Annotated in this window: 21 protein-coding genes; 8 read left to right on the top strand and 13 right to left on the bottom strand. The window is 71.2% G+C overall.

Annotated features, from left to right (window positions below; all coding sequences use genetic code 11):
- Nucleotides 1–55 precede the first annotated feature (55 nt).
- From ACSC1Q_RS04410 to ACSC1Q_RS04385, 6 genes are all read right to left on the bottom strand, one after another.
- Nucleotides 56–1,726, bottom strand: coding sequence for a glycoside hydrolase family 43 protein (locus ACSC1Q_RS04410; RefSeq protein ID WP_436757349.1), 1,671 nt, complete (start codon nt 1,724–1,726; stop codon nt 56–58).
- 278 nt (nt 1,727–2,004) lie between these two features.
- Nucleotides 2,005–3,399: a sugar-binding protein gene (locus tag ACSC1Q_RS04405; RefSeq protein ID WP_436757348.1), complete on the bottom strand. Its 1,395-nt coding sequence runs from the start codon at nt 3,397–3,399 to the stop codon at nt 2,005–2,007.
- Nucleotides 3,400–3,440: 41 nt separating this feature from the next.
- Nucleotides 3,441–4,820 carry a glycoside hydrolase family 5 protein gene (locus ACSC1Q_RS04400; RefSeq protein WP_436757347.1) on the bottom strand — a complete coding sequence of 460 codons (1,380 nt, stop codon included), beginning with the start codon at nt 4,818–4,820 and terminating at the stop codon, nt 3,441–3,443.
- A gap of 41 nt (nt 4,821–4,861) precedes the next feature.
- The gene (locus ACSC1Q_RS04395; RefSeq protein WP_436757346.1) at nt 4,862–5,686 is read right to left on the bottom strand and encodes a carbohydrate ABC transporter permease; all 825 of its coding nucleotides are present in this window, start codon (nt 5,684–5,686) and stop codon (nt 4,862–4,864) included.
- Nucleotides 5,683–6,684, bottom strand: a complete 1,002-nt coding sequence (locus tag ACSC1Q_RS04390; protein ID WP_436757345.1) for a carbohydrate ABC transporter permease — start codon at nt 6,682–6,684, stop codon at nt 5,683–5,685. The genes ACSC1Q_RS04395 and ACSC1Q_RS04390 overlap by 4 nt, the downstream gene beginning before the upstream one ends.
- Nucleotides 6,685–6,692: 8 nt before the next feature.
- Nucleotides 6,693–7,991, bottom strand: coding sequence for an extracellular solute-binding protein (locus tag ACSC1Q_RS04385; protein ID WP_436757344.1), 1,299 nt, complete (start codon nt 7,989–7,991; stop codon nt 6,693–6,695).
- A 184-nt stretch (nt 7,992–8,175) separates the two neighbouring features.
- On the opposite strand from ACSC1Q_RS04385, the gene ACSC1Q_RS04380 reads away from it, so the two are divergent.
- From ACSC1Q_RS04380 to ACSC1Q_RS04345, 8 genes are all read left to right on the top strand, one after another.
- Nucleotides 8,176–9,186: a LacI family DNA-binding transcriptional regulator gene (locus ACSC1Q_RS04380; RefSeq protein WP_436757343.1), complete on the top strand. Its 1,011-nt coding sequence runs from the start codon at nt 8,176–8,178 to the stop codon at nt 9,184–9,186.
- Between the two features lie 196 nt (nt 9,187–9,382).
- A complete protein-coding gene (locus ACSC1Q_RS04375; RefSeq protein ID WP_436757342.1) occupies nt 9,383–10,678 on the top strand; it encodes a glycoside hydrolase family 30 protein in 1,296 nt (431 codons plus the stop codon).
- A 124-nt stretch (nt 10,679–10,802) separates the two neighbouring features.
- Complete coding sequence (locus ACSC1Q_RS04370) at nt 10,803–11,834, top strand: Gfo/Idh/MocA family protein (RefSeq protein ID WP_436757341.1); 1,032 nt, start codon at nt 10,803–10,805, stop codon at nt 11,832–11,834.
- Complete coding sequence (locus ACSC1Q_RS04365) at nt 11,825–12,664, top strand: DUF6807 domain-containing protein (protein ID WP_436757340.1); 840 nt, start codon at nt 11,825–11,827, stop codon at nt 12,662–12,664. The genes ACSC1Q_RS04370 and ACSC1Q_RS04365 overlap by 10 nt, the downstream gene beginning before the upstream one ends.
- 123 nt (nt 12,665–12,787) lie before the next feature.
- The gene (locus ACSC1Q_RS04360) at nt 12,788–13,465 is read left to right on the top strand and encodes a cupin domain-containing protein (RefSeq protein ID WP_436757339.1); all 678 of its coding nucleotides are present in this window, start codon (nt 12,788–12,790) and stop codon (nt 13,463–13,465) included.
- Between the two features lie 128 nt (nt 13,466–13,593).
- Nucleotides 13,594–15,279, top strand: a complete 1,686-nt coding sequence (gene polX / locus ACSC1Q_RS04355; protein ID WP_436757338.1) for a DNA polymerase/3'-5' exonuclease PolX — start codon at nt 13,594–13,596, stop codon at nt 15,277–15,279.
- A 446-nt stretch (nt 15,280–15,725) separates the two neighbouring features.
- Nucleotides 15,726–17,240, top strand: coding sequence for a WS/DGAT/MGAT family O-acyltransferase (locus ACSC1Q_RS04350; RefSeq protein ID WP_436757337.1), 1,515 nt, complete (start codon nt 15,726–15,728; stop codon nt 17,238–17,240).
- Between the two features lie 89 nt (nt 17,241–17,329).
- Entirely contained in the window at nt 17,330–18,253 is a 924-nt protein-coding gene (locus ACSC1Q_RS04345; RefSeq protein ID WP_436757336.1) for an aldo/keto reductase, read from the top strand.
- 130 nt (nt 18,254–18,383) lie between these two features.
- Here the strand turns inward: ACSC1Q_RS04345 and ACSC1Q_RS04340 are convergent, their stop codons facing one another.
- The 7 genes from ACSC1Q_RS04340 to ACSC1Q_RS04310 all read right to left on the bottom strand — a co-directional run bounded on the left by ACSC1Q_RS04340 (nt 18,384) and on the right by ACSC1Q_RS04310 (nt 26,225).
- A complete protein-coding gene (locus tag ACSC1Q_RS04340; RefSeq protein ID WP_436757335.1) occupies nt 18,384–19,994 on the bottom strand; it encodes a monocarboxylic acid transporter in 1,611 nt (536 codons plus the stop codon).
- The gene (locus tag ACSC1Q_RS04335) at nt 19,991–20,320 is read right to left on the bottom strand and encodes a DUF485 domain-containing protein (protein WP_350966963.1); all 330 of its coding nucleotides are present in this window, start codon (nt 20,318–20,320) and stop codon (nt 19,991–19,993) included. Before ACSC1Q_RS04335 ends, ACSC1Q_RS04340 begins: the two co-directional genes overlap by 4 nt.
- Before the next feature lie 315 nt (nt 20,321–20,635).
- On the bottom strand, nt 20,636–21,817 hold the full coding sequence (locus ACSC1Q_RS04330) for an MFS transporter (protein WP_436757334.1): 1,182 nt from the start codon (nt 21,815–21,817) through the stop codon (nt 20,636–20,638).
- 282 nt (nt 21,818–22,099) lie between these two features.
- The gene (locus ACSC1Q_RS04325) at nt 22,100–23,599 is read right to left on the bottom strand and encodes a sodium/solute symporter (RefSeq protein ID WP_436757333.1); all 1,500 of its coding nucleotides are present in this window, start codon (nt 23,597–23,599) and stop codon (nt 22,100–22,102) included.
- A gap of 70 nt (nt 23,600–23,669) precedes the next feature.
- Nucleotides 23,670–24,167, bottom strand: a complete 498-nt coding sequence (locus tag ACSC1Q_RS04320) for a DUF485 domain-containing protein (RefSeq protein WP_436757332.1) — start codon at nt 24,165–24,167, stop codon at nt 23,670–23,672.
- A complete protein-coding gene (locus tag ACSC1Q_RS04315; RefSeq protein ID WP_436757331.1) occupies nt 24,164–24,925 on the bottom strand; it encodes a LytR/AlgR family response regulator transcription factor in 762 nt (253 codons plus the stop codon). The genes ACSC1Q_RS04320 and ACSC1Q_RS04315 overlap by 4 nt, the downstream gene beginning before the upstream one ends.
- A gap of 103 nt (nt 24,926–25,028) precedes the next feature.
- A complete protein-coding gene (locus tag ACSC1Q_RS04310; RefSeq protein ID WP_436757330.1) occupies nt 25,029–26,225 on the bottom strand; it encodes a sensor histidine kinase in 1,197 nt (398 codons plus the stop codon).
- Between the last annotated feature and the right edge of the window lie 99 nt (nt 26,226–26,324).

Below are 26,324 nucleotides of genomic sequence, written 5' to 3'. Positions count from 1 at the left end.
CCGAGGATCGCGGTACGTGCACCGCGTCCGTTCGGGTTCGCTTGGATGCCAGCGGTCATTCCGGGAGTGGCAGGTATTCGAACCAGTCGAAGGCCGCCGTGTTGGTGCTCGGGTGGCCGTTGGAGGAGGCGTAGAGGCCGATCATGGCGCCGGTGAAGCCTCCGGCGACGGTCGAGCTGAGGACGCGGCCGTCCACCGGGGCCGCGAGGTCGGTCCACTCGCCGGGGCGCGGCGCGTAACGGGCCCGGTAGTCCTGGCCGTGGGCCTCCACGCCCAGCCACAGCGGGCCGGACGGGACGACGTCCGCGCGGGCCAGGAGGGTGTCCGTGCCGCCGGAGCGGCGGGTGAGTTCCAGGCCGTGCGTGGTGAGGACGAGCGTGATGTGGAAATCGTCGTTCTGGAACAGGACGAGCCCGGCGCACTCCTTTCCCTCCGGGCGGAACTCCATCACCGTGTGGGCCGCGAAGGCGATGTGCCGCTGCCGCCGGGCGACCAGGCTGGGCGCGGCCCGCTCGCGCAGGGTCTGCGGTCGCGTCCGCAGGGTGAGACGGCTGTCGGCCAGGCTCCAGTACGGTTCGCGGGGCGTGCGCAGGTGGTTCCAGGCCGGGGCGAGGCGCGGGGCGTCGAAGTGGTCGCAGGCGGGGGTGGCGGGCCAGCGGCGCGCGGGGGTCGAGGGGGCCTGCGCGTACGGTTCCACCTGGTCGAAGACCGGCCAGTCGTCCTCCCAGCGGACGCGGGTGAGGAAGGTCTCGCGGCCCAGGTTGTAGCCCTTGGAGGCGCGGAAGGCGGCCGTCGTGGGCTGCTGGTCACCTGCGGATTCATCGCGGGAGTCACCGTCCGGGGAGCCGGCGGACCCGGTGTGGGGACGGTCCTCGGCGGGAGCGGCGGGAGCGGCGGAGGCGGCGGAGGCGAGAGGAACCGGCGGATCGCCATAGGGGCGGGTGGCGAGGAGGACCGACCACCACTCGCCCTCCGCGTTCTGGACCAGGTCGGGGTGGCCGACGCTGGTGACGGGGTGGCGCAGCCCGAGGTGGCGGTGGGTGAGAACGGGGTTGCGCGGGTTGCCCAGGTAGGGGCCGGTGATCCGTTCGGCTCTCGCGACCATGACGGCGTGGTCCTCGGCGGTGCCGCCCTCCGAGGTGAGCAGGTAGTAGTGGGCGCCGATCCGATAGACGTGCGGGCCCTCGCACCAGATGCCGCCGCGCTGCGCCGCCTCCCAGATGACGTGCTCCTCGCCGAGCAGTTTGAGCGTGGCCGGGTCGAACTCGCGCAGCCAGATCTCGCTGTCACCGTTGTATCGCCCGGCGTCCCTCGGCCGGGTACCGGTCATCCAGGCGCGGCCGTCGTCGTCGAAGAACAGCGAGGGGTCGAAGCCCCGGGTCTCGGGGAACCACGCCGGGTCGCTCCACGGCCCGGCCGGGTCGGTGGCGGTGACCAGGAAGTTGCCCGGCTCGTCCATCAACGTGGTGATCATGTAGAAGACGCCGTCGTGGTGCCGGATGGTGGGGGCGTAGATGCCGCCGGACGGCCGTACGCCGTCCAGGTCGAGCTGGGACGGCCGGTCCAGGACGTGGCCGAGCTGCCGCCAGTGCACGAGGTCGCGGCTGTGGAAGATCGGGACCCCGGGGAACCACTCGAAGGACGAGGTGACGAGATAGTGGTCCGCGCCCACCCGGCACACCGAGGGGTCGGGGTGGAAACCGGGGATGACGGGGTTGTTGTACACGAGACTCCCTTGATCGGTCCAGGTCTTCCTTCGAGCTCCGCGTGTCCGGGTCTTCCTTCGAAGGCCCCGGCGGCTGAGGGGCCGGGGCGGCGTAGGCGCGCCGTGTCGGGGATCCACCCCGGTTCCCCGGAACGGGTGACCCTCCGGACGTGGATTTCCGGAGGGAAGTGCCGGGCCCACCCCCCTAAGGCCGGGCCCGGCACCCCCGGAGGCCGGGTCCTGTCTCAGGAGGAGGACGGACCCGGCGGTCTGGTGGTCGTGTCTACGTGCTTACGTGCCTACGTGGCGAGGCGGAGCACCCCCCACCTCGACGTGTCGACGTAGCTCCGCCCGGTCGGGTCGTTCCAGGTCGCGGCGGCCGTGCGGGCGGTGCCCGTGGCGTCGTTGACCTGGACGTCGAAGCCGAGCAGGGCGCCCCGCGCCAGGGTCACCGTGGGCAGCCGGATCGCCGCCTCGACCACGTAGCCTCCCGCGACCCGGGTGGCCGCGCCGGTCAGGTTGTCCTTGACGGCGAAGGCGTCGAAGGTGCCGCCGACGGTCTTCCCACCGGTGAAGCTGATCCGGTACTGGCCGTCGTCATCGTCGTAGCCCCTGGTCTTGTTGTTCTCCGGGTCCACGAAGATCTCGACGGAGTCCTGCTCCCAGGCGTTCGGCGACTCCTCGCTGAGGACCGGGTCGGTGACGCGGGCCAGGACGTACAGGGTGCCCGCCTTCCACATGGCCCGCACCGTGGCGGTCGCCCCCGAGGTGCCCTGGATCCGGGTGCCGGTGGTGACCTCGGGGACCCCGCTCCAGGCGGCGTCCGCGACGCCGTCCACCACGGGGGCGCCCTTCGGCGCGGAGGTCGTCCTGATCGCCGGGACGGGGACCAGCTCACCGGTCCAGGTGGTCTCCTTCCGGCCCGCGTCGGCCACGGCGACCCGGACGCCGGTCGCCGTACCGGAAGGCAGCAGCGCCTCGACCCGGTAGCCGGTCGCGGTCCGCTTGGCGTGCGCCTTGAAGCCGTGGGCGTGCGTGCCGCCCCGCTGGATCCGGTACTGGGTGCCGCCCACGGTGAACGTGACGGTGTCGGTCCTGTCGTCCGTGGGGTCGGTGACCTCGGCCAGCACGTACAGCCCGGTGGGGGTGGTTCGCGCCTGCCAGGCCGCCGACAGGTCGCCGGTCCTGGCGACGGGCGCGTCGGGCAGCAGGTCCCACTGCCCGTCCCGCTTGCCGTCCACCGTGACCGTGCCCGCGGGCGCGTTCAGGCTCCGGCTGACCGGGGGCAGCCTGCCCGGGTCGGCGACGCCCCAGTACGCGGGCTTGGCCTGGAGCTCGTCGTCGAACGGCAGCGGCGGGTTGAGCCGGGTGATCGGGAAGGACGACAGCCAGGTCGCGTCGTCGGCGACGCCCTTCTCGAACGGCGGGGTGAGGGCCGCGCCGTGCCAGGTCGCGGTACGGCCGGTGGTGAGCAGGGCCCCGGCGCCGCCGTGTACGGGGGCCGGGGTCGTGGCGACCGACACCCCGCCCCCTCGCGGTCCCCAGCCCTGGGTCCCGGACTCGAAGTCGTAGGTGGCGATCGTGGCGGCCGCGGTGGTGGTGACGGCGGCGGCCGGTACCGCCGCCGGTGTGCCCGCAACCAGGGAGAACGCCAGGGACAGCAGAACGAGGACCACCGGTCGCGGCGTCCTCACGAGCGGCGTCCTCGCAAGCCGCTTCCTCACGAGCGGCGTCCTCATGCCCCCTCGCCGCGCAGGTTCTCCGCGAGCAGGTCGAGCAGCGGCTGCCGCCGGACGCAGCGGGCCAGGGCGAAGGAGTCGGCCAGGGCGGTCAGCTCCTCGTCGGAGCGGCCGCGCAGCAGCTCCGCGTACTCGGGGAGCAGCGCCTGCGCGATGAGGATGTGCCGGATCAGGTCGTCGGTCTGGTAGCGGGCGCCCCACGGGTAGGGGTTCCAGGACGGGAACTCGGTCTCCATCAGCCGGTGCAGCGGGGCCAGGTCGCTCGCCGACTCCTCCATCGTCGAGCCCCACCGGTCGGCGCCCAGCCGTCCCTTCTTCGCGATGAAGTCGCCGAACCGGCTCATGTACGGCTCGCCCGCGCTGACCAGGCCCTGCAGCCCGACGTCCTTGTAGGTCCACAGCGACCATCCGGCCCCGTACGAGTCGAAGATCTCCAACTGGTCGGCGAGGATCCGGTAGCGCTGCCGGTCGATCTCCGGGTCGCCGGTGTAGACGGGCCCGAACTCGCCGACCCAGATGGGGGTGCCGGTCTCGCGCTGGAAGGCGGTCCGCCGCTCGAAGGCGAGCTCCAGCCGGGTCCGGTCCACCCACTCGCCGCGGGTGTGGCCGGGGTAGGGGCCGCCGTGCGCGAACCCGGCCAGGGCGTAGTCGTGGCAGACGAAGACCGTGTTCTCGTACACCTCGCGGAAGATCGAGAAGTCGGTGGAGTAGGTATTGCCGTCCAGGAACAGCACGTGGTGCGGGTCGACGGCGCGCACGGCCTTGACCAGGCGGTCGTAGAAGGGGCCGACGACCCGCCCGCTCCGGTCGCCCGGTTCGTTGATCGGGTTGTATCCGGCCACCCAGGGGTTGTCCCGGTACCGGTCGGCCACCACCTCCCACAGGTGGACGGCGCGGTCCTGGAAGTGCCGGTGCTCCCAGAACGCGGCGACGTGGGTGGGGTTGTCGGAGTGCCAGTGCTGGTTCTGCGCGCCGGGCAGGGCGTGCAGGTCGACGACGCTGCGGATGCCGTGCTCGGCGAGCAGGCCGATCACCCGGTCCAGGTGGCGGAAGCCGTGCTCGACGATCTCGAAGGGGCGGTCGTCGGACTCCAGGTGGCGGTAGTTGATCGGGATGCGGACACAGTTGACGCCGAGCCCGGCGAGCAGCGCGGCGTCGTCGGCGCCGAAGAACGAGGTGAGCAGCCGGTCGAAGAACAGCTCGGCCCGGTCCTCGCCCAGCACCTCCCGGACGGCCTCGCGCATCGCGGACTCGTTGGCCGGGTAGCCGGTGATGAAGTTCTCCATGTTCAGCCAGCCCCCGAGGCCCACTCCACGCAGCCGTACCGGGGTGCCGGCCGAATCGACGAGACGGGATCCGGCGACACTCAGGGTCATGGTGTCTCACTCTCTTTCGACGTTCGACGATGGAATCCGGGTCAGCCCTTGGTGGCGCCCGCGGTGAGGCCGCTGATGAGCTGGCGCTCGGCGACGGCGTAGAAGGCCAGGGCGGGGACCATCGAGACGATGACGTACGCCAGGATCCTGGCGGTGTCGGCCATGTACTCCCCCTGGAACTGCTGGACGCCGAGCGGCAGGGTCCACAGGTTCGGGTCGTTGAGGACCACCAGCGGGAGGAAGAAGTTGTTCCAGCTCGCCACGATCGCCAGCACCGAGACCGTGGCCAGGGCGGGCCTGGCGATCGGCAGCAGCACCCGCCAGAAGAAGCCGAAGGGGGTGCAGCCGTCGATGATGGCGGCCTCCTCGACCTCCCTGGGAATGGACCGGAAGAACGTCCGCAGGATGATCACGGTCAGCGGCAGGCCGAACGCGGCCTGCGGCAGGATCACCCCGAGCGGGTTGTCCAGCAGGCCGAACGTGCGCAGCAGGACGAACAGCGGCAGGATCGCCACCGCGAACGGGAACATCAGCCCGATGGCGAACAGCGTGAACAGGAACTCCCGGCCCCGGAAGGCGAACCGGGCGAAGGCGAAGGCGGCCATCGCCGACAGCCCCACGACCAGCGCGGTGGTCGCGACCGCGATGAACAGGCTGTTGAGGAGCTGGCGCCAGAACGCGCCGGAGGCGATCACGTCGGTGTAGTTGCCGGTGACCCACGGGGAGGGCAGGCCCAGCGGGTTGACGGAGAGCTGGTCGGAGGTCTTGAAGCCGCCGAGCAGGCCGTACAGGAAGGGGACGACGATGAAGACGGCCGCCACCCAGATGACCACGTGGATCGGGTACGTGCGGAACCGGGCGATCATCGGCGGTCTCCCATGGTGGTGCTGGCCCCCTCCAGGTCCCGGCGCAGCACGAACCGCTGGTAGCCGAGGGCGAAGACGAGGCTGATCAGGAACATGACGACGCTGATCGCGCTGGAGTAGCCGATCTGGGACCGCTTGAAGCCGTACTCGAACATGCTGACGGCCATGGTCTCCGAGGCGTGCGAGGGACCGCCGCCGGTGAGGATCCAGACCAGGTCGAAGAGCTGGATCGTGCCGATGATGGACAGGAACGCGCTGACCCGGATGGTGGGTCCGAGCAGCGGCAGGGTGACGTGGCGGAACACGTTCCAGCTGCCGGCGCCGTCGATCCTGGCCGCCTCGCTCAGCTCCCTGGGGATGCCCTGCAGCCCGGCCAGATAGATGATCATGTGGAACCCGAAGTACTTCCAGGTGATCACCAGGAACAGCGAGAACATCACCGTGTCCGGCTCCGACAGCCAGGACCAGGGCTCCAGCCCCCAGGAGGTGAGCAGCTGGTTGGCCAGGCCCGCCTCGGGCGACAGGATCAGCGAGAACAGCACGCCGGTGATCGCCTCGGAGAGCATGTACGGCGCGAAGAACAGCAGCCGGTAGAAGGCCCGCCCGCGGATCCGCTGGTTCAGCATCACCGCCAGGCCCAGCGAGAGCGGCAGCTGCACCGCCAGGCCCAGCACGATCAGGATGCCGCCGTTGCGCAGGTCGCCGGCGAAGATGTCGCTCTGGAACAGCCGGGTGAAGTTGTCCAGGCCGACGAAGTCGCCCGGCGGGCCGATGCCGTTCCACTTGAAGAGGCTGGTGTAGCCGGCCACCAGGATCGGCGCCAGCACCAGGAGGGTGAACAGGATCAGGGCGGGGAGCACGAACAGGATCGCGGTGATCCAGCCGCGTCCCCGGCGGGCGCCGTTCCGCCCCCGCCGCCTCGTGTCGGGCTTCCCGGCGTGCGGGGCCGCACGTGTGCCCGGCCCCGTCGCCGTCGCCGTCGTCGCCGTCGTCTTCATCCGGACGGCTACTCCGACTCCGACTTGGCCGTCTCGGTGATGGCCTGGACGACCTCCTCGGGCGTCTTGGTGCCCCCGATCAGCTCGGCCACGACGTCGTTGACCTCCTGGCCGACGGCCGGCGGGTACTCCTGGTCGAGGTAGAGCTGGAAGCCGCTCGCGGCCGAGAGGGTCTCGGAGACCGTCTTGACGTGGGGATCGGTGACGGCCGCCTCCTCCCCCTGCTTGAGCACGGGCAGGACGGCGCCGGCCTTGACGGCCTTGCTGTGGTTCTCCGGCCTGAGCGCGAACTTCAGGAAGTCCAGCGCGGCGGGCGGGGCGTTGACGCCCAGGGCCAGACCGCCGCCGCCGCCGAACGCGTCACCCGCGGCGCCCTTGCCTCCCTCGACCGCGGGAAAGGTGAAGAAGCCGAGGTCGTCGCCGAGGCCCTTGCCGGAGTCCTTCTGCACGGCCGGGGCCCACTGGCCCATCAGCTCCATGGCGGCCTTGCCGTTCGACACGGTCGCGGCCTGCCCGTCGGGGGTGGAGTAGTCGGCGCCCTGGAAGCCCTTCTGGAACGGCTGCAGGTCGACGAGCTCCTTGAGCCGCTGCCCGGCGGCGACGAAGTCGGGCCCGGTGAAGTCGTTGGTGCTGCCCGCCCGCTTGAGCGCGTCCAGCCCGGCGACCCGCATGGCCAGGTAGGCCCAGTAGTAGTGGCCTGGCCACTTGGCCTTGCCCGCGAGGGCGATCGGGGTGGTCCCGTCGGCCTTCAGCCTCTTCACCGCGTCCAGGTACTCGGCCCAGGTGGCGGGCGGGGCGGTGATGCCGGCCTTCTCGAACAGCGCCTTGTTGTACCAGAAGCCGACCATGCCGATGTCGGTGGGCAGCCCGTAGGTCTTGCCGTCGAACTGGTAGGCGGCCAGGGCCGCCGGGGTGAGGCCGCCGATGACGTCGCCCGCGTCGGACGACAGGTCCTTGACCAGGCCCGCCTCGATGTGCTGCTTCAGGACGCCGCCGCCCCAGGTGGAGTAGAGGTCGGGCGCCTTGCCCGACTGGGTGAGCGTGGCGAGCTTCGGCTTGTAGGAGTCGTTCTCGATGGCGATGTTCTTGATCGTCACGTTCGGGTGGGCCGTCTGGTACTCCTTGATGAGGTCGGCCCAGAACGTCTTGAGCGGTTCCGCCGTCGCCAGGTTCCAGAACTCGAAGGTGACCTTCTCCGAGCCGGTGCTCGCGCCTGGCCGGGCCCCCTCGCCGTTCCCGCTCGTACCGCAGGCTCCGAGAAGCAGAGCGGACACCGCCAGAGCCACCACGCCTCGCCGACTCAGCATGGGATCCCCTTTCGGGAGTTAGCGTGAAATTTTCATATATTCCCCGAATATTTCGTGATCCGGAGGATAGGTAAATTCCCGGTTACCCGTCAATAGCCCCGTGGTAGTGATCCCGGACGTCAGCGGACGTCAACCGCCACCTCCGCCGGGAGGCCTCCGAAAGGTTTCAGTTAGTATTCGGCGCATGCCAAGCAAGCCGCGTGTGACGATCGCCCTGATCGCCGAGGAGGCCGGGGTCTCCGCGCCCACGGTCTCGAAAGTCATCAACGGGCGGCCCGAGGTCGCGTCCGAGACCAGGCAGCGGATCGAGCACCTGCTGCACAAGCACGGCTACCGGCGCAGGACCGGCCAGGGCGACGCCCCCGTCGGCCTGGTCGACCTGGTCTTCACCGAGATCGAGAGCCCGTGGGCGATGGAGCTGGTACGCGGCGTGGAGACCGCGGCCCGCGAGGTCGACGCCGGGGTGGTCGTCTCGGTCCTGCACAGCCACGCGGGCCCCGGCAGGGACTGGGTGGAACGGATCGCCGCCCGGCGCACCGACGGGGCCATCCTGGTCGGCTCGCGGATCAGCGCCGACCAGCACGGCCAGCTGGCCGCCAGGTCCATCCCGTTCGTGGTGGTGGACCCCGAGGGCGAGCCGCCGCCCGGGGTCGCCTCGGTCGGCGCCACCAACTGGAACGGCGGCCTGGCCGCCACCCGCCACCTGCTGGAGCTGGGCCACCGCAGGATCGGCATGATCGGCGGCCCCGCCGGCATGCTGTGCAGCCGGGCCCGCGTCGACGGCTACCGGGCGGCGCTGGAGACCGCGGGCATCGCGGTGGACACCGCGCTCATCAGATACGGCGACTTCCTGGTCGGCTCGGGCCGCGACCACGGCCACGACCTGCTGTCCCTGGGGGAGCCGCCCACCGCGATCTTCGCGGGCAGCGACATGCAGGCGTTCGGCGTCTTCGAGGCGGCCAGGCAGCGCGGCCTGCGGGTCCCCGGCGACCTGTCCGTGGTGGGTTTCGACGACCTGCCCCTGGCACGTTCCGCGTGGCCTCCGCTGACCACCGTGCGCCAGCCGCTCCAGGAGATGGCGGCGCTGGCCACCCGGATGGTGCTCGGCCTCGACCGCGGCGGCCACGAGCCCCGGCGGGTGGAGCTCGCCACCGACCTGCTCGTCCGCGAGAGCACCGCCCGCCTGCCCGGCTGACCCCCGCCCCGGCCCCGCTCAGCCGACCCCGGCCGGCTGTTGACGGCTGCTTTCGAAACATTTACGGTACTCGACACGAAATGTCTCGGGAATCTTGTGAAACTTTCGGAAAGCGGGTTTCCGCATGTCTCGACGTCACAGGGCACTTCTGGCACCGGTCCTCGTACTCCCCCTCCTAGGATTCAGCCCTGCCACCATGGAAAGCGCTTCCCTTGTCAGGGTGGACCATCACGGCGTTCTCCAGCGGATCGACGGCTTCGGCTTCTCGCAGGCGTTCCGGCGCAACGAGCTGGTCCGCGCGCTGCCCGCCGCCAAGCAGCGGGAGATCCTCGACCTGTGGCTCAGCCCGGAGAAGGGGGCGGGGCTCAGCATCCTGCGCCTGGGCATCGGCTCCTCCCCCACGGGCAGCCCGTACGACCTGATGGCCTCCATCCAGCCCGAGGACCCCGGCGGGCCGGCCGCGCCGCCGAAATACGTCTGGGACGGCGACGACGGCGGCCAGGTCTGGCTGGCCAAGGAGGCCAGGCGCTACGGCGTGACCCGCTTCTACGCCGACGCCTGGAGCGCCCCCGGCTACATGAAGGACAACGGCTCCGACAGCAACGGCGGGACGCTGCTCCCCGCGTGGCGGCAGGCGTACGCGAACTACCTGGTGCAGTACGCGAAGTTCTACGCCCGGGAGGGCATCAAGATCACCGACATCGGGTTCACCAACGAGCCCGACCTCACCGTCTCGTACGCCTCGATGCGGTTCACCCCCAAGGAGGCCGCCGAGTTCGTCAAGGTGCTCGGCCCCACCGCGGCCCGTACCGGCCTCAAGGTGGTCTGCTGCGACGCCGCCGGCTGGTCCGAGCAGCGCGAGTACACCGCCGCCATCGAGGCCGACCCCGTCGCGCGGCGGTGGGTCGCCACGCACGCCGGGCACCCCTACGTCAGCCCGGTGGACGGCCCGCTGCCCACCGACCGGCCCGTGTGGATGTCGGAGTGGTCGCCCAACGGGACCACCTGGAACGAGGCGTGGGACGACGGCAGCGGCTACGACGGCTTCGCGGTCGCCCAGCAGATCCACGACTCCCTCACCCTGGGCAGGGCGAACGGCTACGTCTTCTGGTTCGGCGCCTCGCGCGGCGCCACCCGGGGACTGATCCAGATCGACGAGGCCACCGCGACCTACCGCGTCTCCAAGCGGCTGTGGGCGCTGGCCGCCTACAGCCGCTTCGTCCGGCCCGGCGCGGTCCGGCTCTCCGTCGCCTCGGCCGACCCCGCGCTGAAGGTCACCGCCTTCCGCAACGCCGGGGGCTCGGAGGTCGTCGAGATCCTCAACACCGCCACCGCCACCGTCACCACCACGATCGCCACCCGCCCTGGCCGGGCCACCGCCTACCTGACCGACACGGACAACTCCCTCACCGCCACCCCGCTCCCCGGGCTGAGATCCGGCAGGACCCTCACCCTCGCCCCGCGTTCCCTGACGACGGTGGTCGTACGGTGACGCACCCTCCCGCGGGCGGCCTCCGGGTCTCCGGTCGCGCTTCGTGCTCCCCGCGACCGGAGGCCGGGAGCCCGCCCGAGCCCCCCGGGTCGCCCGGACCGTACGCGCGGGAAGGGCGGTCCGGATGATCCGGGTGGCGGTCGCGGGCGCCGGCGGCATCGCGGGGATCTGCCACCTGCCCGCGCTGCGCGCCCAGGCGCACCGGGCGCGGGTGGTGGCCGCGGTGGACGTGGACGAGGCGCGGGTCAGGGCGTTCTGCGCCGAGCACGCGATCCCGGGGGCGTACACCTCCCTGGAGGCGATGCTCGACGCGGAGCGGCCCGACCTCGTCCACCTGTGCACCCCGCCGCACCTGCACGCCGCCCAGGCGGTGACCTGCCTGAAGGCGGGCGCCTGGGTGTGGACGGAGAAACCCGCCTGCCTGTCGCTGGCCGAGTACGACCTGATCGCGGCGGCCGAGGGGCCCGGCTACGCCTCGGTCGTCTCCCAGCACCGGTTCGGCTCCGGCGCGCGGCACCTGCGCGCCCTCGCCCCCGAGCTGGGCCGCCCGCTCGTCGCGCTCTGCGTGACCGCCTGGTATCGCGACCACGCCTACTTCGACGTGCCCTGGCGCGGCCGGTGGGAGACCGAGGGCGGCGGCCCCACGATGGGGCACGGCATCCACCAGATGGACCTGATGCTGTCGATCCTCGGCGACTGGGCGGAGATCCGCGCGATGACCGGCACGCTGGACCGCAGGATCGAGACCGAGGACGTCTCGATGGCCGCCGTCCGCTTCGACTCCGGCGCGATGGCCTCGGTGGTCAACAGCGTGCTGTCCCGGCGCGAGGAGAGCTACCTGCGCTTCGACTACACCGAGGCGACCGTGGAGTTGCGCCACCTGTACGGCTACCGCAACGCCGACTGGACCTCCACCTCGGCGCGCTGGAACCCGCCCGAGGACCTGCCGAGCTCGCACGAGGCGCAGCTGGCGGAGCTGCTGGACGCCTACGAACGCGGCGAGCGCCCGCCCATGAACGGCCCCGAGGGGCGCCAGGCACTCGAACTGATCACCGGCCTGTACGCGTCCGCGTTCACCGGCGAGCCGGTGCGCCGTACCGACCTCACCCCCGGCCACCCCTCCTACCACCGCCTGGACGGACACGCATGGATCTGACCTTCACCGAGCGCGGCGTCGAGATCCTGCGCTACGTCCACCGCCCCGACACCCCGGTCTTCGAGTCGCCCAAACCGTACTTCCACCCGATCAGGACCCTCGCCGGGGACGTGGTCAGCACCTTCCGCCCGCACGACCACCGCTGGCACAAGGGCCTGCAGCTGACCGTCTCGGACCTGTCGGGGGAGAACTTCTGGGGCGGCGGCAGCTACGTCCGCGAGGCCGCCGGCTACGTGAACCTGCCGAACAACGGGACCATGCGGCACGAGGGGTTCCTCTCCCCCGGCGTGGAGCGCCTCACCTGGCACACCCAGGGCGGCGAGCACTGGGTGGACGAGCTGAGGACCTTCGGGGTACGGGACGTGCTGGACGACTCCTGGGCGCTGGAGCTGTCCACCGCGATCACCAACGTGCGCGGGGAGGAGCTGGTCCTCGGCAGCCCCACCACCAACGGCCGCCCGATGGCCGGGTACTGCGGCCTGTTCTGGCGCGGGCCCCGCTCCTTCGAGCACGGGCAGGTGATCGCCGAGAGCGGCGAGGGGCCGGAGATGATGGGCGAGGAGTCGGCGTGGCTGGCCTACACCGGCCACCACGACGAGGTGGACCGCTCCTCCACCCTGCTGTTCCAGAGCGCCCTGCCCACCGTGTGGTTCGTCCGCACGACACCGTTCGCGGCCGTCAACCCGTCCATCGCGTTCCACCGCGAGCTGACCCTGCCGCCCGGCGCGACGCTGCGCCTGGGCTACCGGATGGTCGTGGCCACCGGCGCGTGGGACCGGGCCCGGCTGGAGGCCTACGTCAAGGAACACCCGTACCCGGAACCGGCGTGACCGGCCCGGCGCCGCGCCCGGCGGAAGCGTCCAGGCGTCCGGGTGAGACGTCCGGCGTGAACGCGCGATCAAAGCTCAGGTGAAACTTTCGACGGAGATGTCCGGCAGGAGTGAGGAGCACCCGTGTTCGGCACAGGCGTGAGCGACCTGACCGTCTACGACTGGCCCACCGAGGACGGCCTGCGCGGAGGTTCGCCCCACCTGCACACGCTGTGCGCCGAGGCGTACGCCGTGGTGGCCGGTTCCGGCGCCGTCCAGACCCTGACCTGGAACGGGTACGAGGAGACGGCGCTGGCTCCCGGCTCCGTCGTCCGGTTCACCCCCGGCACGGTCCACCGCCTGGTCAACGGCGGCGGCCTGCGCATCGTGGTCCTCATGCAGAACAGCGGCCTGCCCGAGGCCGGTGACGCCGTCCTGACCTTCCCCCCGGACGTCCTCGCCGACCCCGCCCGGTACGCCCGCGCGGCGCGCTCGGACCCGCGCGAGCGCCGTGACCTCGCCGTCGAGGGGTTCCTGAGGCTCCGCGCCGGGGGCCGCCCGGCCTTCGCCTCCTTCCTGGAGGCCGCCGCCGGGATCGTCGCCCCGCGCCTGGACGCCTTCGAGGCGCGCTGGCGCGACGGCCCGCTGCGCGCCGCCGAGACGACGGGCGCCCAGCTCGCGGCCCTGCGCGGCGGCGACCTCACCCACCTGCGCGAGGCCGCGGTCGCCCGGCTGCCGGCCGTGCCCCGCGACGGCATGTGCGGCCACCTGATGACCTACCCGGCGGACTCTCGGGATCTCCCGGACCGGGGCCGGGCCTGAGAGACCCGGGGGGGGCGGAGCGCCGGGCGGCGCGGCGGCGCGCGCCGCCCGGTGTTCCGTGACGCGGAGACCGGTGTTCCGTGACGCGGGGACGGGGAAATGTCGGTGCGATCTTCTAGGCTGGGTACATGGCACGAGCTAACGACGACGTGGCCGCCGCCCTGGAGGAGTACGCCGAGCTGTTCGCGATGAACGGCGGCGACGCGTTCCGGGTCCGCAGCTACCAGAAGGCAGCCAGGGCGATCGCCGGGTTCCCCGACGACATCACGACCGTGCCCGTGCGGAGCGTGTCCGGGGTGGGCGAGGCGATCGCCAAGAAGGTCGAGGAATACCTGGAGCGGGGCAGCTTCCGCCAGCTCGACGACCTGCGGGAGAAGGTCCCCCAGGGGGTGCGCCGGCTGACCCGGGTGGCCTCGCTCGGGCCGAAGAAGGCCGTCTTCCTCTTCCAGGAGCTGGGCATCGACTCACCCGAGGCCCTGGTGAAGGCGATCGGGGAGGGGCGCCTCGACGGTGTCAAGGGCTTCGGCGCCAAGACCGTCGAGAACCTCCTCAAGGGCGTCGAGCACCTGGCCGAGCACAGCGCCAGGATGCACACCGGCACGGCGATGGACCTCGCGGAGCGGGTCGTCGCCTCGCTGCCCGGCGCCGAGCGGATCGCCTACGCCGGGTCGCTGCGCCGGATGAAGGACACCGTCGGCGACATCGACGTCCTCGTGGTCGGCCCCGAGTCGCTGATGGACGACTTCAAGGCGCAGCCCTACGTCGCGGAGGTCGTCGCCTCCGGGGAGAAGAAGACCTCGATCCGCACCGCCCAGGGCGTCCAGGTCGACCTGCGCCTGGTCCCCGCCGAGTCGTGGGGCGCCGCGATGATGTATTTCACCGGTTCCAAGGAGCACACCGTGCACCTGCGGGAGATCATCGTGAAGAAGGGCTGGAAGCTCTCGGAGTACGGCCTGTTCGACGGCGACCGGGTGATCGCGGCCGCGACCGAGGAGGAGGTCTTCGAGGCGCTCGGCATGGAGTGGATCCCGCCGACCCTGCGCGAGGACGGCGGCGAGATCGCCGCGGCGCTCAAGCACGAGCTGCCCAAGCTGGTCACCGTCAAGGATCTCAAGGGCGACCTGCACACCCACACCGACCTGACCGACGGCATCGCCTCCCTGGAGGACATGGTCGCCGCCGCCGCGGCCCGCGGCTACGCCTACTACGCGGTGACCGACCACGCGCCCGACCTCGCGATGCACCGGATGAAGCTGGAAAAGGCCCTGGAACAGCGCGAGCGCATCCAGAAGCTGCAGAAGAAGTACCCCAAGACGCGGCTGCTGCACGGCAGCGAGCTGAACATCGCCCCCGACGGCTCGGTCGACTGGCCGGCCGAGGTGCTGGAGGGCTTCGACGTGTGCGTGGCCAGCGTCCACTCACACTTCAACCAGTCAAAGGCGGAGATGACCCGGCGGTTCGTCACCGCCTGCGAGAACCCCCACGTGCACATCATCGGCCACCCGACCACCCGCAGGATCGGCATCCGCCCGTCGGTGGACGCCGACTGGGAGGAGGTGTTCCGGGCCGCGGCCCGCACCGGCACCGCGATGGAGATCGACTCCTTCCCCGACCGTTCCGACCTCCCCGCCGACCTGGTGCGGCTCGCGCACCACCACGGCGTGAAGTTCTCCGTCGACAGCGACGCCCACGCGGTCCCGCACCTCGACAACCAGCGGTTCGGCATCGGCGTCGCCCAGCGCGGGTGGCTCACCACCGACGACGTGATCAACACCTGGCCGCTGAAGCGGCTGCTCGCCTTCCTCGGCCGCTGAGGCGCCTCCCCTGCCACTGAGACGCTCTCCTCGGCCGCGAGGCGCCTTCGAGGCGCCTTGCTCGGTCTTTCAAGGCGCCCTCCCCCGGTCACCGGGACGCTTTTCCGGGCGCCGGGGCGACGGCCGTGGACGGGGGCGCGTCACCTCCCGCTTATTACCTAGCTTTCTGGTAGGAAATACATGTAAAATGGGCGACGCCGGACACTCACGGGCCGGTATCGCCTTCGGAAAAGATCCCCGGGACGGCCCCGTCCGGAAGGCATGCCTACCGTGCGAAATGGGAAGGTTACGGAAAGTGATGATCGGCGGGCCTCCGCACCTCGTCCGGGAAGACACCCGAAAGACGCCGGAGGTCCTACGGAGGAAACGAGAGGGAAACGTGCCGACGTGATGATGGCAACACGTGTTCTCCTATTTCTCGCATTTTCCGCCAGGAGGCCTGACCGATGCGCCAGCTGACCGCGCTCGACGCGCAGTTCCTTCACGCCGAATCGGCGACCACGGCGGCCCATGTCGCGGGGCTGGCCATCCTCGACCCCGGCTGCTCCAGGCTCGGGGCCCTCACCCGCGAGTGCCTGGTCGGGCTGCTCCGCGAGCGGCTGCACCTGGCCCCGGCGCTGAGGCTGCGCCTCGCCACCGTGCCGTTCGGCCTCGACCGCCCCTACTGGACAGAGGACCCCGACCTCGACGTCGCCGGCCACGTCCACGAGGTGACCCTCTCCGGCCCCGGCGACGACGCGCAGCTCGCCGAGCAGGTGGCCAGGATCCACGAGCGGCACCTCGACCGGGGCCGCCCGCTGTGGGAGATGCACCTCATCCAGGGCCTGACCGGAGGCCGCGTCGCCCTGTACGCCAAGGTCCACCACTGCGCCATCGACGGGGTGTCGGGGGCGGAGCTGCTCGCGGCACTGCTGGACCTCACGCCCGAGCCCCGCGCCGTCGAACGGCCCGCGTCCGAGCCCAGGACCACCGCCCCCGGCCTCGCCGGCATGCTCGCCGGCGCCGTGGCCAGGACCGTGCTCCAGCCCGCCAGGACCCTGTACTCCCTGGGCCGCATGGCGGCCGAGCTCGACACGATGCCGCTGACCTCGGCGCTGCCCGGCGCCCGGCAGGTGGCCGCCGCCACCCGGATGATCGCGGGGCGGGCGCCGGAGCCGGAGCCTGCCGAGCCGCCCATGCTGACCGCGCCGCGCACCCCGTTCAACGGCCCGATCGGCGCCGAGCGGCGCTTCTCCTACGGGTCGATCCCGCTCGCGGACGTCAAGCGGGTGGCCAGGAGCGCGGGGGCCAGCGTCAACGACGTGGTCATGACGCTGTGCGCCTCGGCGCTGCGCGCGTGGCTGCGCGAGCGCGACGCGCTGCCCGACCGGCCGCTGATCGCCGCGGTCCCGGTCGCGGTCCGCAGCGCGAGCGCCCAGGAGGTGGTCGGCAACCAGATCTCCGTCATGGTCACCCCGATCCCGACCGACCTGGCCTGCCCCCGCGAGCGCCTGCGCGTGATGGCCGGCACGATGCTCAGCGCCAAGCGGCGCTTCGCCGGCGCCCCCACGGCCTGGCTGGGCGAGCTGTCGTCGATGCTGCCCTCGGCCGTCACCGCGCTGGCGACCTCCGCGGTGTTCCGGCTGGCCTCGATCGTGCTGCCGCCGATCAACCTGATCGTCTCGAACGTGCCGGGGCCGCAGCTCCCGCTGTACCTGTGCGGGGCCAGGGTGCTCGCCTACCACCCCATGTCGGTGCTGACCGACGTGAGCGGCGGGGTCAACATCACCTGTTTCTCCTACGACGGCTCGCTCGACTTCGGCATCCTGTCCTGCCCGGACCGGGTGGCCGACGTGTGGCGGCTCATGGGCCACCTGCGGGAGGCCATGGACGAGCTGATGGAGCAGGTCGAGCCCGCTCCGGTCACACTGATCGCCCCGGTGGAACGGCCCGTGCCGGCCAGGGAGATGGTGCCCGCCTGAGGTCGGAGACAGGGGGCGGGGCCGTATCCCGTGAGAATCACCGCCGATGCCCCGCAACCACGTGATTGGTCAAGAAATAGAGTTGGCCCATGAGCTTTTCTGAGCTGAACCTGTTCCCTCTCTGCCTCGGTGGCAACGTATTCGGCTGGACAGCCGACCGGGACGACTCGTTCGCCGTCCTGGACGCCTACGCGGAGGCGGGCGGAAACTTCGTCGACACCGCCGACGTCTACTCCGCGTGGGTCCCCGGGCACTCCGGCGGGGAGTCGGAGACCGTGATCGGCGAGTGGATGGCCTCCCGCCGCAACCGCGACCGGATCGTGGTGGCGACCAAGGTGGGGTCGCTGGCCGGCCGCACCGGCCTGTCGGCGGCCAACATCCGCGCGGCGGCCGAGGACTCGCTCCGGCGGCTCCGTACGGACCACATCGACCTGTACTGGGCCCACATCGACGACGCGGCCACTCCCCTGGAGGAGACCCTCGGCGCGTTCGACGAGCTGGTCAACGAGGGCAAGGTACGCAACATCGGCGCCTCCAACTACAGCGCCGAGCGGCTCGCGGAGGCGCTGTCGATCTCCGAGGGGGCCGGTCTGGCACGGTACGGGGTGCTGCAGCAGCACTACAACCTCATCGAGCGCGACTACGAGGGGCCGCTGCGCGACGTGGTGGCCGAGGCGGGGCTGACCAGCACCCCGTACTTCGGCCTGGCCATGGGTTTCCTGACCGGCAAGTACCGGCCGGGGGTCACGGTCGACAGCCCGCGCGCGGGCCGGGCGGCCGAATACCTGACGTCGGAGCGCGGCCCCAGGGTGCTCGACGCCCTGGACAAGATCGCCGCCTCCCACGGCGTGGTGCCCGCCACCGTCGCGCTCGCCTGGCTCGCCGCCCAGCCCACGGTGGCCGCGCCGATCGCCAGCGCCCGCAACGTCGAGCAGCTCAGGCCGCTGCTCGCGGTCGCCGACCTGACGCTGTCGCAGGAGGAGCTCGCCCTGCTGGACGAGGCGTCCCGCTAGCGGCCGTCCGGCGGGCCCCGGGGTGACCGGGGCCCGCCGGACGCGCACGAGAACGGGGCCCGGCCGCGACGCGGCCGGGCCCCGGGTTCCCGTACTTCCGCACGACGTGTACGGGGGGTCGGTACGGGGGTCAGTGGGAGGCGGACTTCTCCGCGCCGATGCCGGTGAGCGAGCGGACCTCGATCTCCGCGTACTTCTCCGCGCTGTACTCCTTGCTGAGGCGGGCACCGATGAACCCGGCCAGGAAGCCGATCGGGATCGAGACGATGCCGGGGTTGCTCAGCGGGAACCAGGCGAAGTTCGCGCCGGGGAACAGCGCGGTGGCGCTGCCCGAGACGACCGGTGAGAAGATCACCAGGATCAGCGCCGAGGCCAGGCCGCCGTAGATGGCCGAGACCGCGCCCGCCGTGTTGAACTTCTTCCAGAACAGGCTGTAGAGGATCGCGGGCAGGTTGCCCGAGGCCGCCACCGCGAAGGCGAGCGCGACCAGGAAGGCCACGTTCTGCCCCTGGGCGAGGATGCCGAGCCCGATCGCGACCGCGCCGATGACGAACGCCGAGATCCTGGCGACCAGGATCTCCTCCTTGTCGGTGACGTTGCCGCGCTTGAACACGTGCGCGTACAGGTCGTGGGCGAAGGAGGAGCTCGACGCCAGCGTCAGACCGGCGACGACCGCGAGGATCGTGGCGAACGCGACCGCCGCGATGACGGCGAGCAGGATGGTGCCGCCCACGTCACCGAAGATCGCCTTGCCGACCGCCTCGGCGAGCATCGGGGCCGCCGTGTTGCCCGCCTTGTCCTGCGCCAGGATCGCCTTGCCGCCGACCAGGGCCGCCGCGCCGAAGCCGAGCACGAGGGTGAGCAGGTAGAAGGTGCCGATGATGCCGATGCCCCACAGGACCGACTTGCGGGCCTCCTTCGCGGTGGGCACCGTGTAGAAGCGGATCAGGATGTGCGGCAGGCCGGCGGTGCCGAGGACGAGCGCCAGGCCCAGGCTGATCAGGTCGATCTTGCCCGCGAGGCCCTGCGTCTCGGTGCCGTACTTCAGGCCCGGCTCCAGGAAGGCCGCGCCCTTGCCGCTCTGGGTGGCGGCGTCGCCGAGCAGGCCGGACAGGTTGAAGCCGTAGTGGCCGAGCACCAGCAGGGTGACCAGGGTCGCGCCGCCCATCAGCAGCACGGCCTTGACGATCTGCACCCAGGTGGTGCCCTTCATGCCGCCGACGACCACGTAGACGATCATCAGGATGCCGACGCCGACGATCGTGAGGGCCTTGCCCGTCGGCGAGGTGACGCCGAGCAGCAGGCCGACCAGCGCGCCCGCGCCGACCATCTGGGCCAGCAGGTAGAAGATCGACACCGTGATGGTGGAGACACCCGCCGCCGTACGGACCGGGCGGGGGCTCATCCGGAAGGCCAGCACGTCGGCCATGGTGAACTTGCCGGAGTTACGCATCAGCTCGGCGACGAGCAGCAGCGCCACCAGCCAGGCGACCAGGAAGCCGATCGAGTACAGGAAGCCGTCGTAGCCCGACAGGGCGATGATCCCGGCGATGCCGAGGAAGCTCGCGGCCGACATGTAGTCGCCGCCGATGGCGAGACCGTTCTGCACGCCGCTGAAGGACCGGCCACCGGCGTAGTAGTCGGTGGCGTCCTTGGTGTTGCGGCTGGCCCAGAAGGTGATGCCCAGCGTTCCCGCGACGAACAGCAGGAACAGGATCGTGGAGAGGGTCTGGTGGCTCATTCGGTCTTCCCCTCGACCTCGTGGCGGATCTCGTCGGCCAGCGGGTCAAGCTTCTTCTCGGCGAAACGGGAGTAGGCCCAGGCGATGCCGAACGTCGACACGAACTGGAGCAGACCGAAGATCAGCGCCACGTTGATGTTGCCGAAGAGCTTCGTGCCCATGAAGTCACGCCCCCAGGCGGACAGGACGACGTACAGCAGGTACCACGCGAGGAACGCCGCGGTCATCGGGAACGCCCAGGCCCGGAAACGCCTCTTCAACTCCTGGAATCGTTCGTCGGTCTGAATTTCTTCGTAGACCGATGAATCATGTTGGCTGGCGGTCACTGGACCTCCCAAAATGTGATCTGGATCACGGACAACGTAGGGGCGGACGGTACCCCCGGAGGAGACCCGCACGCGGACTCTTCGCCGAGGCGCCGCCGAGTCGCGTTCAGTTGGGTGGGGCTTGCGGTGAAAGGTCTGTCTCGCACGACGAACGGTTCCCCACGAGGGCCCGATGTCACCACCATCGGCTCGATACAGCCCGATTCGTACGGCCGGCCCACGACGAACAGCCGGCCCGCGGGAACCCGGACTCACCACACTCGGCTCGACACGGTCCACTTCGTACGGCCCACCCGCGACGAACGGCCGGCGGGCTCACCACGGCCCGCCCCGCAGGGCGTAGACCCCGGCGCAGCAGACCGTCAGGCCGACCACCGCCAGCAGCAGGCGGTAGTCGACGAGCGACACCAGCACGGCGCCCGCGAGCAGGGAGAGCAGCTGGGCGAACCCGGCCAGGGACTCGAAGGCGGTGGACACCCGGCCGACGAGGTGGCCGGGGCTGCGGCGCTGCAGCAGGGTCGTCCTGGCCACCCCCTCCAGGGTCAGCCCGGCGCCCGCCACCATCATCGCCCCCAGCACGACCGTCTCCGCGGGGACCACCCAGCAGATGACCGCCACCCCGTACAGGCCGATGCCCGAGCCGATCGCGAACAGCTCGCCCCTGCGCGCGATCACCCCGGAACTTCGCAGCCCCCCGGCGATCGCGCCGATGCCCATCGCGGTCGAGGTGAAAGCGGTGAACTCCGGCGACCTGGCGAGGCCGTGCTCGATGACCGCGAAGATCAGCGATTCGGTCGCCCCGGCCAGCGAGAACATCAGGCAGAGCGCCACGGCCGCGCGGCGCAGCGGCGGGTCGGCGGCGAGGTGGCGGGCCCCGGCCCAGAACTCCTCGCGCCAGCGTCCCACGGGGGCCGGTGTGACGGGCGGCGGGGGTTCCGGCGCGGAGAGCATCATGAAGACCCCCGCGGCGACCAGGAAGGTGATCATGTCGAACAGCACGAGCGCGCCGAGCCCGAAGCCGGTGTAGACGGCCACCCCCAGCAGCGGCCCGAACAGGCGCAGCCCCTGCCGGGTGGTGTGCAGGGCGCCGTTGGCCTCGGCCAGCAGGTGCTCGGGCAGGATGACCTTGAGCAGCCCGCCGAGCGCGGAGAAGATCACCGCGTACGAGCAGCCCATCGCCGCGGACACCGGGTAGATCAGCCACACCGTGTCCGGCCCGGTGACCGCGACCAGCGGGACGAGCGAGACGCCCGACAGCACGCAGGTGACGACGAGGAGCCTCCTGCGGTCCACCCGGTCGATCAGGTAACCGAAAAGGGGCGAGAAGCACAGCGGCAGCGTGAAGAAGAACAGGGTCAGCCCGGCGGCGGCGTCGGAGCCGGTGAGGCTCTTGGCCAGGATCCCGGGCACCAGCAGCAGCGAGGCGTCGCCCAGCAGGCTGACGGCCATTCCGAAGTAGATGAGCCGGAACCGGGGCCGGCGCAGGACCTCCGGCATCACCGCTGACCGGCGGACCGGCCCGCCGACCGGCCCTCGTGCGAAACGGCGGACCGATGCACTCGCGACACGAAGAACCGACGTACTCGTGATGCGGAGAACCGATGTGCCGACCGGTGCCCGGGTAGCACGGCAGCGGCGTCGCCGACCTCGGCGAACGCCACGTCACCGGAGCCGGCGAGTAACAAAACTAGTCAGAACAACCGAAATGTCGCTTCATAAGCGTCATTTCGTCACAGCTCGCCGGACCCGTCAAGAGGACCCGGACCGTCAAGCAGGCCGTCAAGAGGACCGGGGCCGCCAGTCACCCCGGTCCAGGTTGAGGATCTCGGGAGTGTGCAGGCGCACCATCGTTCGCGCCACGTTCGGCGGGATGCGCCCCGGCGTCAGCAACGAGACCACCACCATGACCAGGAAGGCGATCGGCACCGTCCACGCGGCGGGCTGGGCCAGCAGCGCGCCGACCAGACCGGTGTGCGGCCCCCCGCCGATCGTCATCAGCACCGCGCCGCAGGCCAGGCCACCACCGGCGAGCAACCCGGCCATCGCCCCGGCCGGGGTGAGCCGCCGCCACCAGATGCCCAGCACCAGCAACGGGCAGAAGGAGGAGGCCGCCACCGCGAACGCCAGCCCGACGACGTCGGCGACCGGCAACGCGCGCGCGAAAACCGCCAACCCCAGCGGAACGATCACCGCCAGCACCGCCGCCGCCCGGAACGACCGCACCCCTCCCTTGAGGATGTCCTGCCCGATGACCCCGGCGACCGAGACCGTCAGCCCCGAGGAGGTCGACAGGAACGCCGCGAACGCCCCGGCCGTCACCAGCGCCGTCAGCAGATCCCCGGCCACGCCGCCGATCAGCCGTCCGGGCAGCGACAGGACCACCGTGTCACTGCCCTCCAGCTCCGGGACGTAGATCCGGCCCAGCGCCCCGTACACCGCAGGCAACAGGTAGAAGGCGCCGAGCAGCGACAGGACCACCAGCGTCGTACGGCGCGCCGCCCGGCCGTCGGGATTGGTGTAGAAGCGGACCAGCACGTGCGGCAGCCCCATGGTGCCCAGGAACGTGGCCAGGATCAGCGAATAGGTCGAGTAGAGGCCGTACTCCCTGCCCGTCGCCAGCGGCAGCGCCCACGTGGCCGCGTCGTGCGCGCTCAGCCCTGGCGCGCCGCCGTCGCGCCACGCCAGCAGCAGGAACACCAGCGGCACGGCCAGAGCGGTGAGCTTCAGCCAGTACTGGAAGGCCTGCACGAACGTGATCGACCGCATGCCGCCGGACATCACGTTCACCGCCACCACGGCCGCCACCAGCAGACCACCCGCCCACTCCGGGGCACCGGTGATGGCCCGCAGCACCAGGCCCGCGCTCTGGAACTGCGGCATCAGATACAGCCAGCCGATCAGCACGACCAGCACCCCGGCCATCCGCCGCACCGCCATCGACTCCAGCCGCGCCTCGGCGAAATCGGGCAACGTGTACGCGCCAGAACGACGCAACGGCGCGGAGACCAGCACGAGCAGCACCAGATAACCGCCCGTCCACCCGACCGGCAGCCACAACATGTCGGCGCCGTAGGTGAGGATCAGCCCCGCGATGCCCAGGAAACTCGCGGCCGACAGATACTCCCCGCCGATGGCGGAGGCGTTCCACAGCGGGGAGACCGTGCGGGAGGCGACGTAGAAATCGGACGTGGTCCGCGACAACCTGATCCCGAACGCGCCGATCAGCACCGCCGCCAGCACCACCAGCACCACCGCCGTCACACCGTACGCGGTGCTCATCCGACGCCCTCCACGCCGTCTCCCGTCGCGGAGAACTCAGGGGCCGGTCCCGGGACGATCCACCACATGGTCAACGGGCCCTGTCCACCAGCTCGGCGAAGTGACGCTCGTTGCGTTCCGCCTGCCGGACGTAGAGCCAGGCGCCGATCACGAACGCCGGGTAGATCAGACCGCCCAGCACCGCCCAGGGCAGCGGGATCCCCAGCACGTGGACCGCGCGCAGCTCCGGCATCAGCAGGAACATCAGGGGCAGCCCCGCGACCACGCACCCCAGCACCGTGCAGACGAACAAGGCCAGGCGGAACTGGGTGCGGACCAGCGAGCGCATGTAGACCTCGCCCAGCCGGGTCTGCTCGTCGATCTCACGGGTGACCGGGTAGCGCGGGTGGCGGGGGGCCATCGTGCGAGGGCTCGTCACCACCTCACGCCGCGGACGCTCGTCCCTGCGGGGCCGCTCGGCGTCCTTGTCCCTGCGCGCCGCCCGCTCGGCGTCCCTGTCCTTGCGCGACCGGTCGGCGATCCACCGGCGCGGCTCGGCCCCCTCCCCGGACCCGGCGTCGCGGCTCACTCGGACCTGCCCCTGCGCGCCCTGCGGACCAGCAGGTCACGCAGCTCACGGGTGTGACGGCGGCTCACCGGGATCTCGGTCTCACCGATGCGGACCACACACCGGCCCGAGTCGATGTGCAACTCGTCGATGTGCTTGACCGCGACCAGATGGCTGCGATGCACCCGTACGAACCCCGCCGAGGACCAGCGCTCCTCCAGCGTGGCCAGCGAGATGCGCACGAGATGGCTACCGCCCGCGGTGTGCAGGCGGGCGTAGTCGCCCTGCGCCTCCACGTACCGGACCTCGGTACTGGCCACGAACCGGGTGACACCACCGAGCTCCACCGGGATGGTGTCGGGGTCGGCACGGCCCGGCCCCTCGATCTCCGGCAGCTCCGCCGAGACGAACACCCTGCGGATCGCCTCGGCCAGCCGCTCCGGCCGTACCGGCTTCAGCAGGTAGTCCTCGGCCTTGATCTCGAAGGCGTCCACCGCGTGCTCCTCGTAGGCCGTCACGAAGACCACCCGGGGCGGATTGGCGAACTGCGAGAGCAACCGGCCGAGCACCACCCCGTCCAGACCGCGCATCCGGATGTCGAGGAAGACCGCGTCGATCGGCCGCCCGTCGGCGATCGCCCGGTCCAGGACGCGCAACGCGGCGGCCCCGTCCCTGGCCAGGGAGACCTCCCCGATGCGGGGATCGTCGCGGAGCAGATAGGCCAGGTCCTCCAGCGCGGGAAGCTCGTCGTCCACCGCAAGGACGCGCAGGCCGGTCACGGTCACTCCTCCAGATCGTTCACGAGGGAATTTCTAGAGGGTGATGAATCAGACATCGCCTGTCAACTTTTCGGTAGGGGGAAGGTCCGGCTCAGGCGCGGGCTCAACGGGCGGAGACACCCGGATGGTACTTGGGCAGACGGACGCTGACCTTCGTTCCCGCCCCCTTGGCCGTCTCCGCCACCAGGCCGTACTCGTCACCGTAGACCTGGCGCAACCGCTCGTCCACGTTGACCAGCCCCACTCCCCCCGCCCCCGAGCGCTCGTCGGCGTCACCGGCCAGGATGCGGCGCAGCCGGTCGGGCTCCATGCCGACGCCGTCGTCCTCCACACTGATCCGGCACTCGGCCCCGGCGTCCTCGGCGACGATCGAGATGCGCCCGATCCCGGGCTTGCTCTCCAGCCCGTGCTGGACCGCGTTCTCCACCAGCGGCTGCAGGCACAGGAACGGCACCGCGACCGCGAGCACCTCGGGAGCGATACGCAACGTCACCTGAAGCTGGTCACCGAAACGGGCCCGTTCCAGGGTGAGGTAGCGGTCGATGGACCGCAGCTCCTCGGCCAGCGTGGTGAACTCCCCGTGCCGCCGGAAGGAGTAGCGGGTGAAGTCGGCGAACTCCAGCAGCAGCTCCCGCGAGCGATCGGGATCGGAACGGACGAAGCTCGCGATGGTCGTCAGCGAGTTGTAGATGAAGTGCGGGGAGATCTGCGCGCGCAGCGCCCGGACCTCGGCCTCCATCAGACGCGTCCTCGACCGGTCCAGCTCCGCCAGCTCCAGCTGCGAGTCGACCCAGTTCGCCACCTCGTGGGCGGCCCTGACCAGGCCGGCGGAGGCGTGCCCGCCGTACGAGGCGAGGGAGCCCACCACCCTGCCGTCGGTGGTGAGCGGCACCACCACGGCGAACCTGATCGGGCACTCGGGAAGGTCGCACGAGACGAGCTCGGGGCCCAGGACGCGGGTCCGGCCCCCGGAGAGCGTCTTGGCGGCGTGGGCGAACGCCTCGCGGGCGTGGTGGTCGCCCTCGCCGTCGTAGACCAGCAGCCGCTCCTCGTCGGTGATCGCCAGCGCCGGGGAGCCCAGCAGCTCCCGGAGGTAGCGCGACGCCTTCTGCGCCCCCGCCTCCGTCAGCCCCGCCCGCAGCGGCGGCGCGGCCAGGGAGGCGGTGTGCAGCGTCTCGAACGTGGCCCGTTCCGCGGGACTGCTGCCCAGCTCCCTGCGCCCTCGCAGCACCCGCCACAGCACCAGGGCGGGTACGCCGACCAGGGCGGCGACCAGCAACACGGCAACGAGGGGTTCCACGCTCCGGACCTTATACGCCCGGCCACGCCCGCGCCTCGTCCCTGGAGATCGCGCGAGATCACATCGGGACCTTCACCGCGAAACCGCCGATTTTCGCGT

Source organism: Streptosporangium heterodermiicola, assembly GCF_051390675.1.
Taxonomy (GTDB): Bacteria; Actinomycetota; Actinomycetes; order Streptosporangiales; family Streptosporangiaceae; genus Streptosporangium.
This window is presented reverse-complemented; position numbering and strand designations above follow the sequence as displayed.

Coding starts and splice junctions, on each gene's coding strand:
- ACSC1Q_RS04400 (WP_436757347.1), bottom strand. CDS start 4,820: ATGACCCTGAGTGTCGCCGGATCCCGTCTCGTCGATTCGGCCGGCACC.
- ACSC1Q_RS04395 (WP_436757346.1), bottom strand. CDS start 5,686: ATGATCGCCCGGTTCCGCACGTACCCGATCCACGTGGTCATCTGGGTG.
- ACSC1Q_RS04390 (WP_436757345.1), bottom strand. CDS start 6,684: ATGAAGACGACGGCGACGACGGCGACGGCGACGGGGCCGGGCACACGT.
- ACSC1Q_RS04385 (WP_436757344.1), bottom strand. CDS start 7,991: ATGCTGAGTCGGCGAGGCGTGGTGGCTCTGGCGGTGTCCGCTCTGCTT.
- ACSC1Q_RS04380 (WP_436757343.1), top strand. CDS start 8,176: ATGCCAAGCAAGCCGCGTGTGACGATCGCCCTGATCGCCGAGGAGGCC.
- ACSC1Q_RS04375 (WP_436757342.1), top strand. CDS start 9,383: ATGGAAAGCGCTTCCCTTGTCAGGGTGGACCATCACGGCGTTCTCCAG.
- ACSC1Q_RS04370 (WP_436757341.1), top strand. CDS start 10,803: ATGATCCGGGTGGCGGTCGCGGGCGCCGGCGGCATCGCGGGGATCTGC.
- ACSC1Q_RS04365 (WP_436757340.1), top strand. CDS start 11,825: ATGGATCTGACCTTCACCGAGCGCGGCGTCGAGATCCTGCGCTACGTC.
- polX (WP_436757338.1), top strand. CDS start 13,594: ATGGCACGAGCTAACGACGACGTGGCCGCCGCCCTGGAGGAGTACGCC.
- ACSC1Q_RS04350 (WP_436757337.1), top strand. CDS start 15,726: ATGCGCCAGCTGACCGCGCTCGACGCGCAGTTCCTTCACGCCGAATCG.
- ACSC1Q_RS04345 (WP_436757336.1), top strand. CDS start 17,330: ATGAGCTTTTCTGAGCTGAACCTGTTCCCTCTCTGCCTCGGTGGCAAC.
- ACSC1Q_RS04340 (WP_436757335.1), bottom strand. CDS start 19,994: ATGAGCCACCAGACCCTCTCCACGATCCTGTTCCTGCTGTTCGTCGCG.
- ACSC1Q_RS04330 (WP_436757334.1), bottom strand. CDS start 21,817: ATGCCGGAGGTCCTGCGCCGGCCCCGGTTCCGGCTCATCTACTTCGGA.
- ACSC1Q_RS04325 (WP_436757333.1), bottom strand. CDS start 23,599: ATGAGCACCGCGTACGGTGTGACGGCGGTGGTGCTGGTGGTGCTGGCG.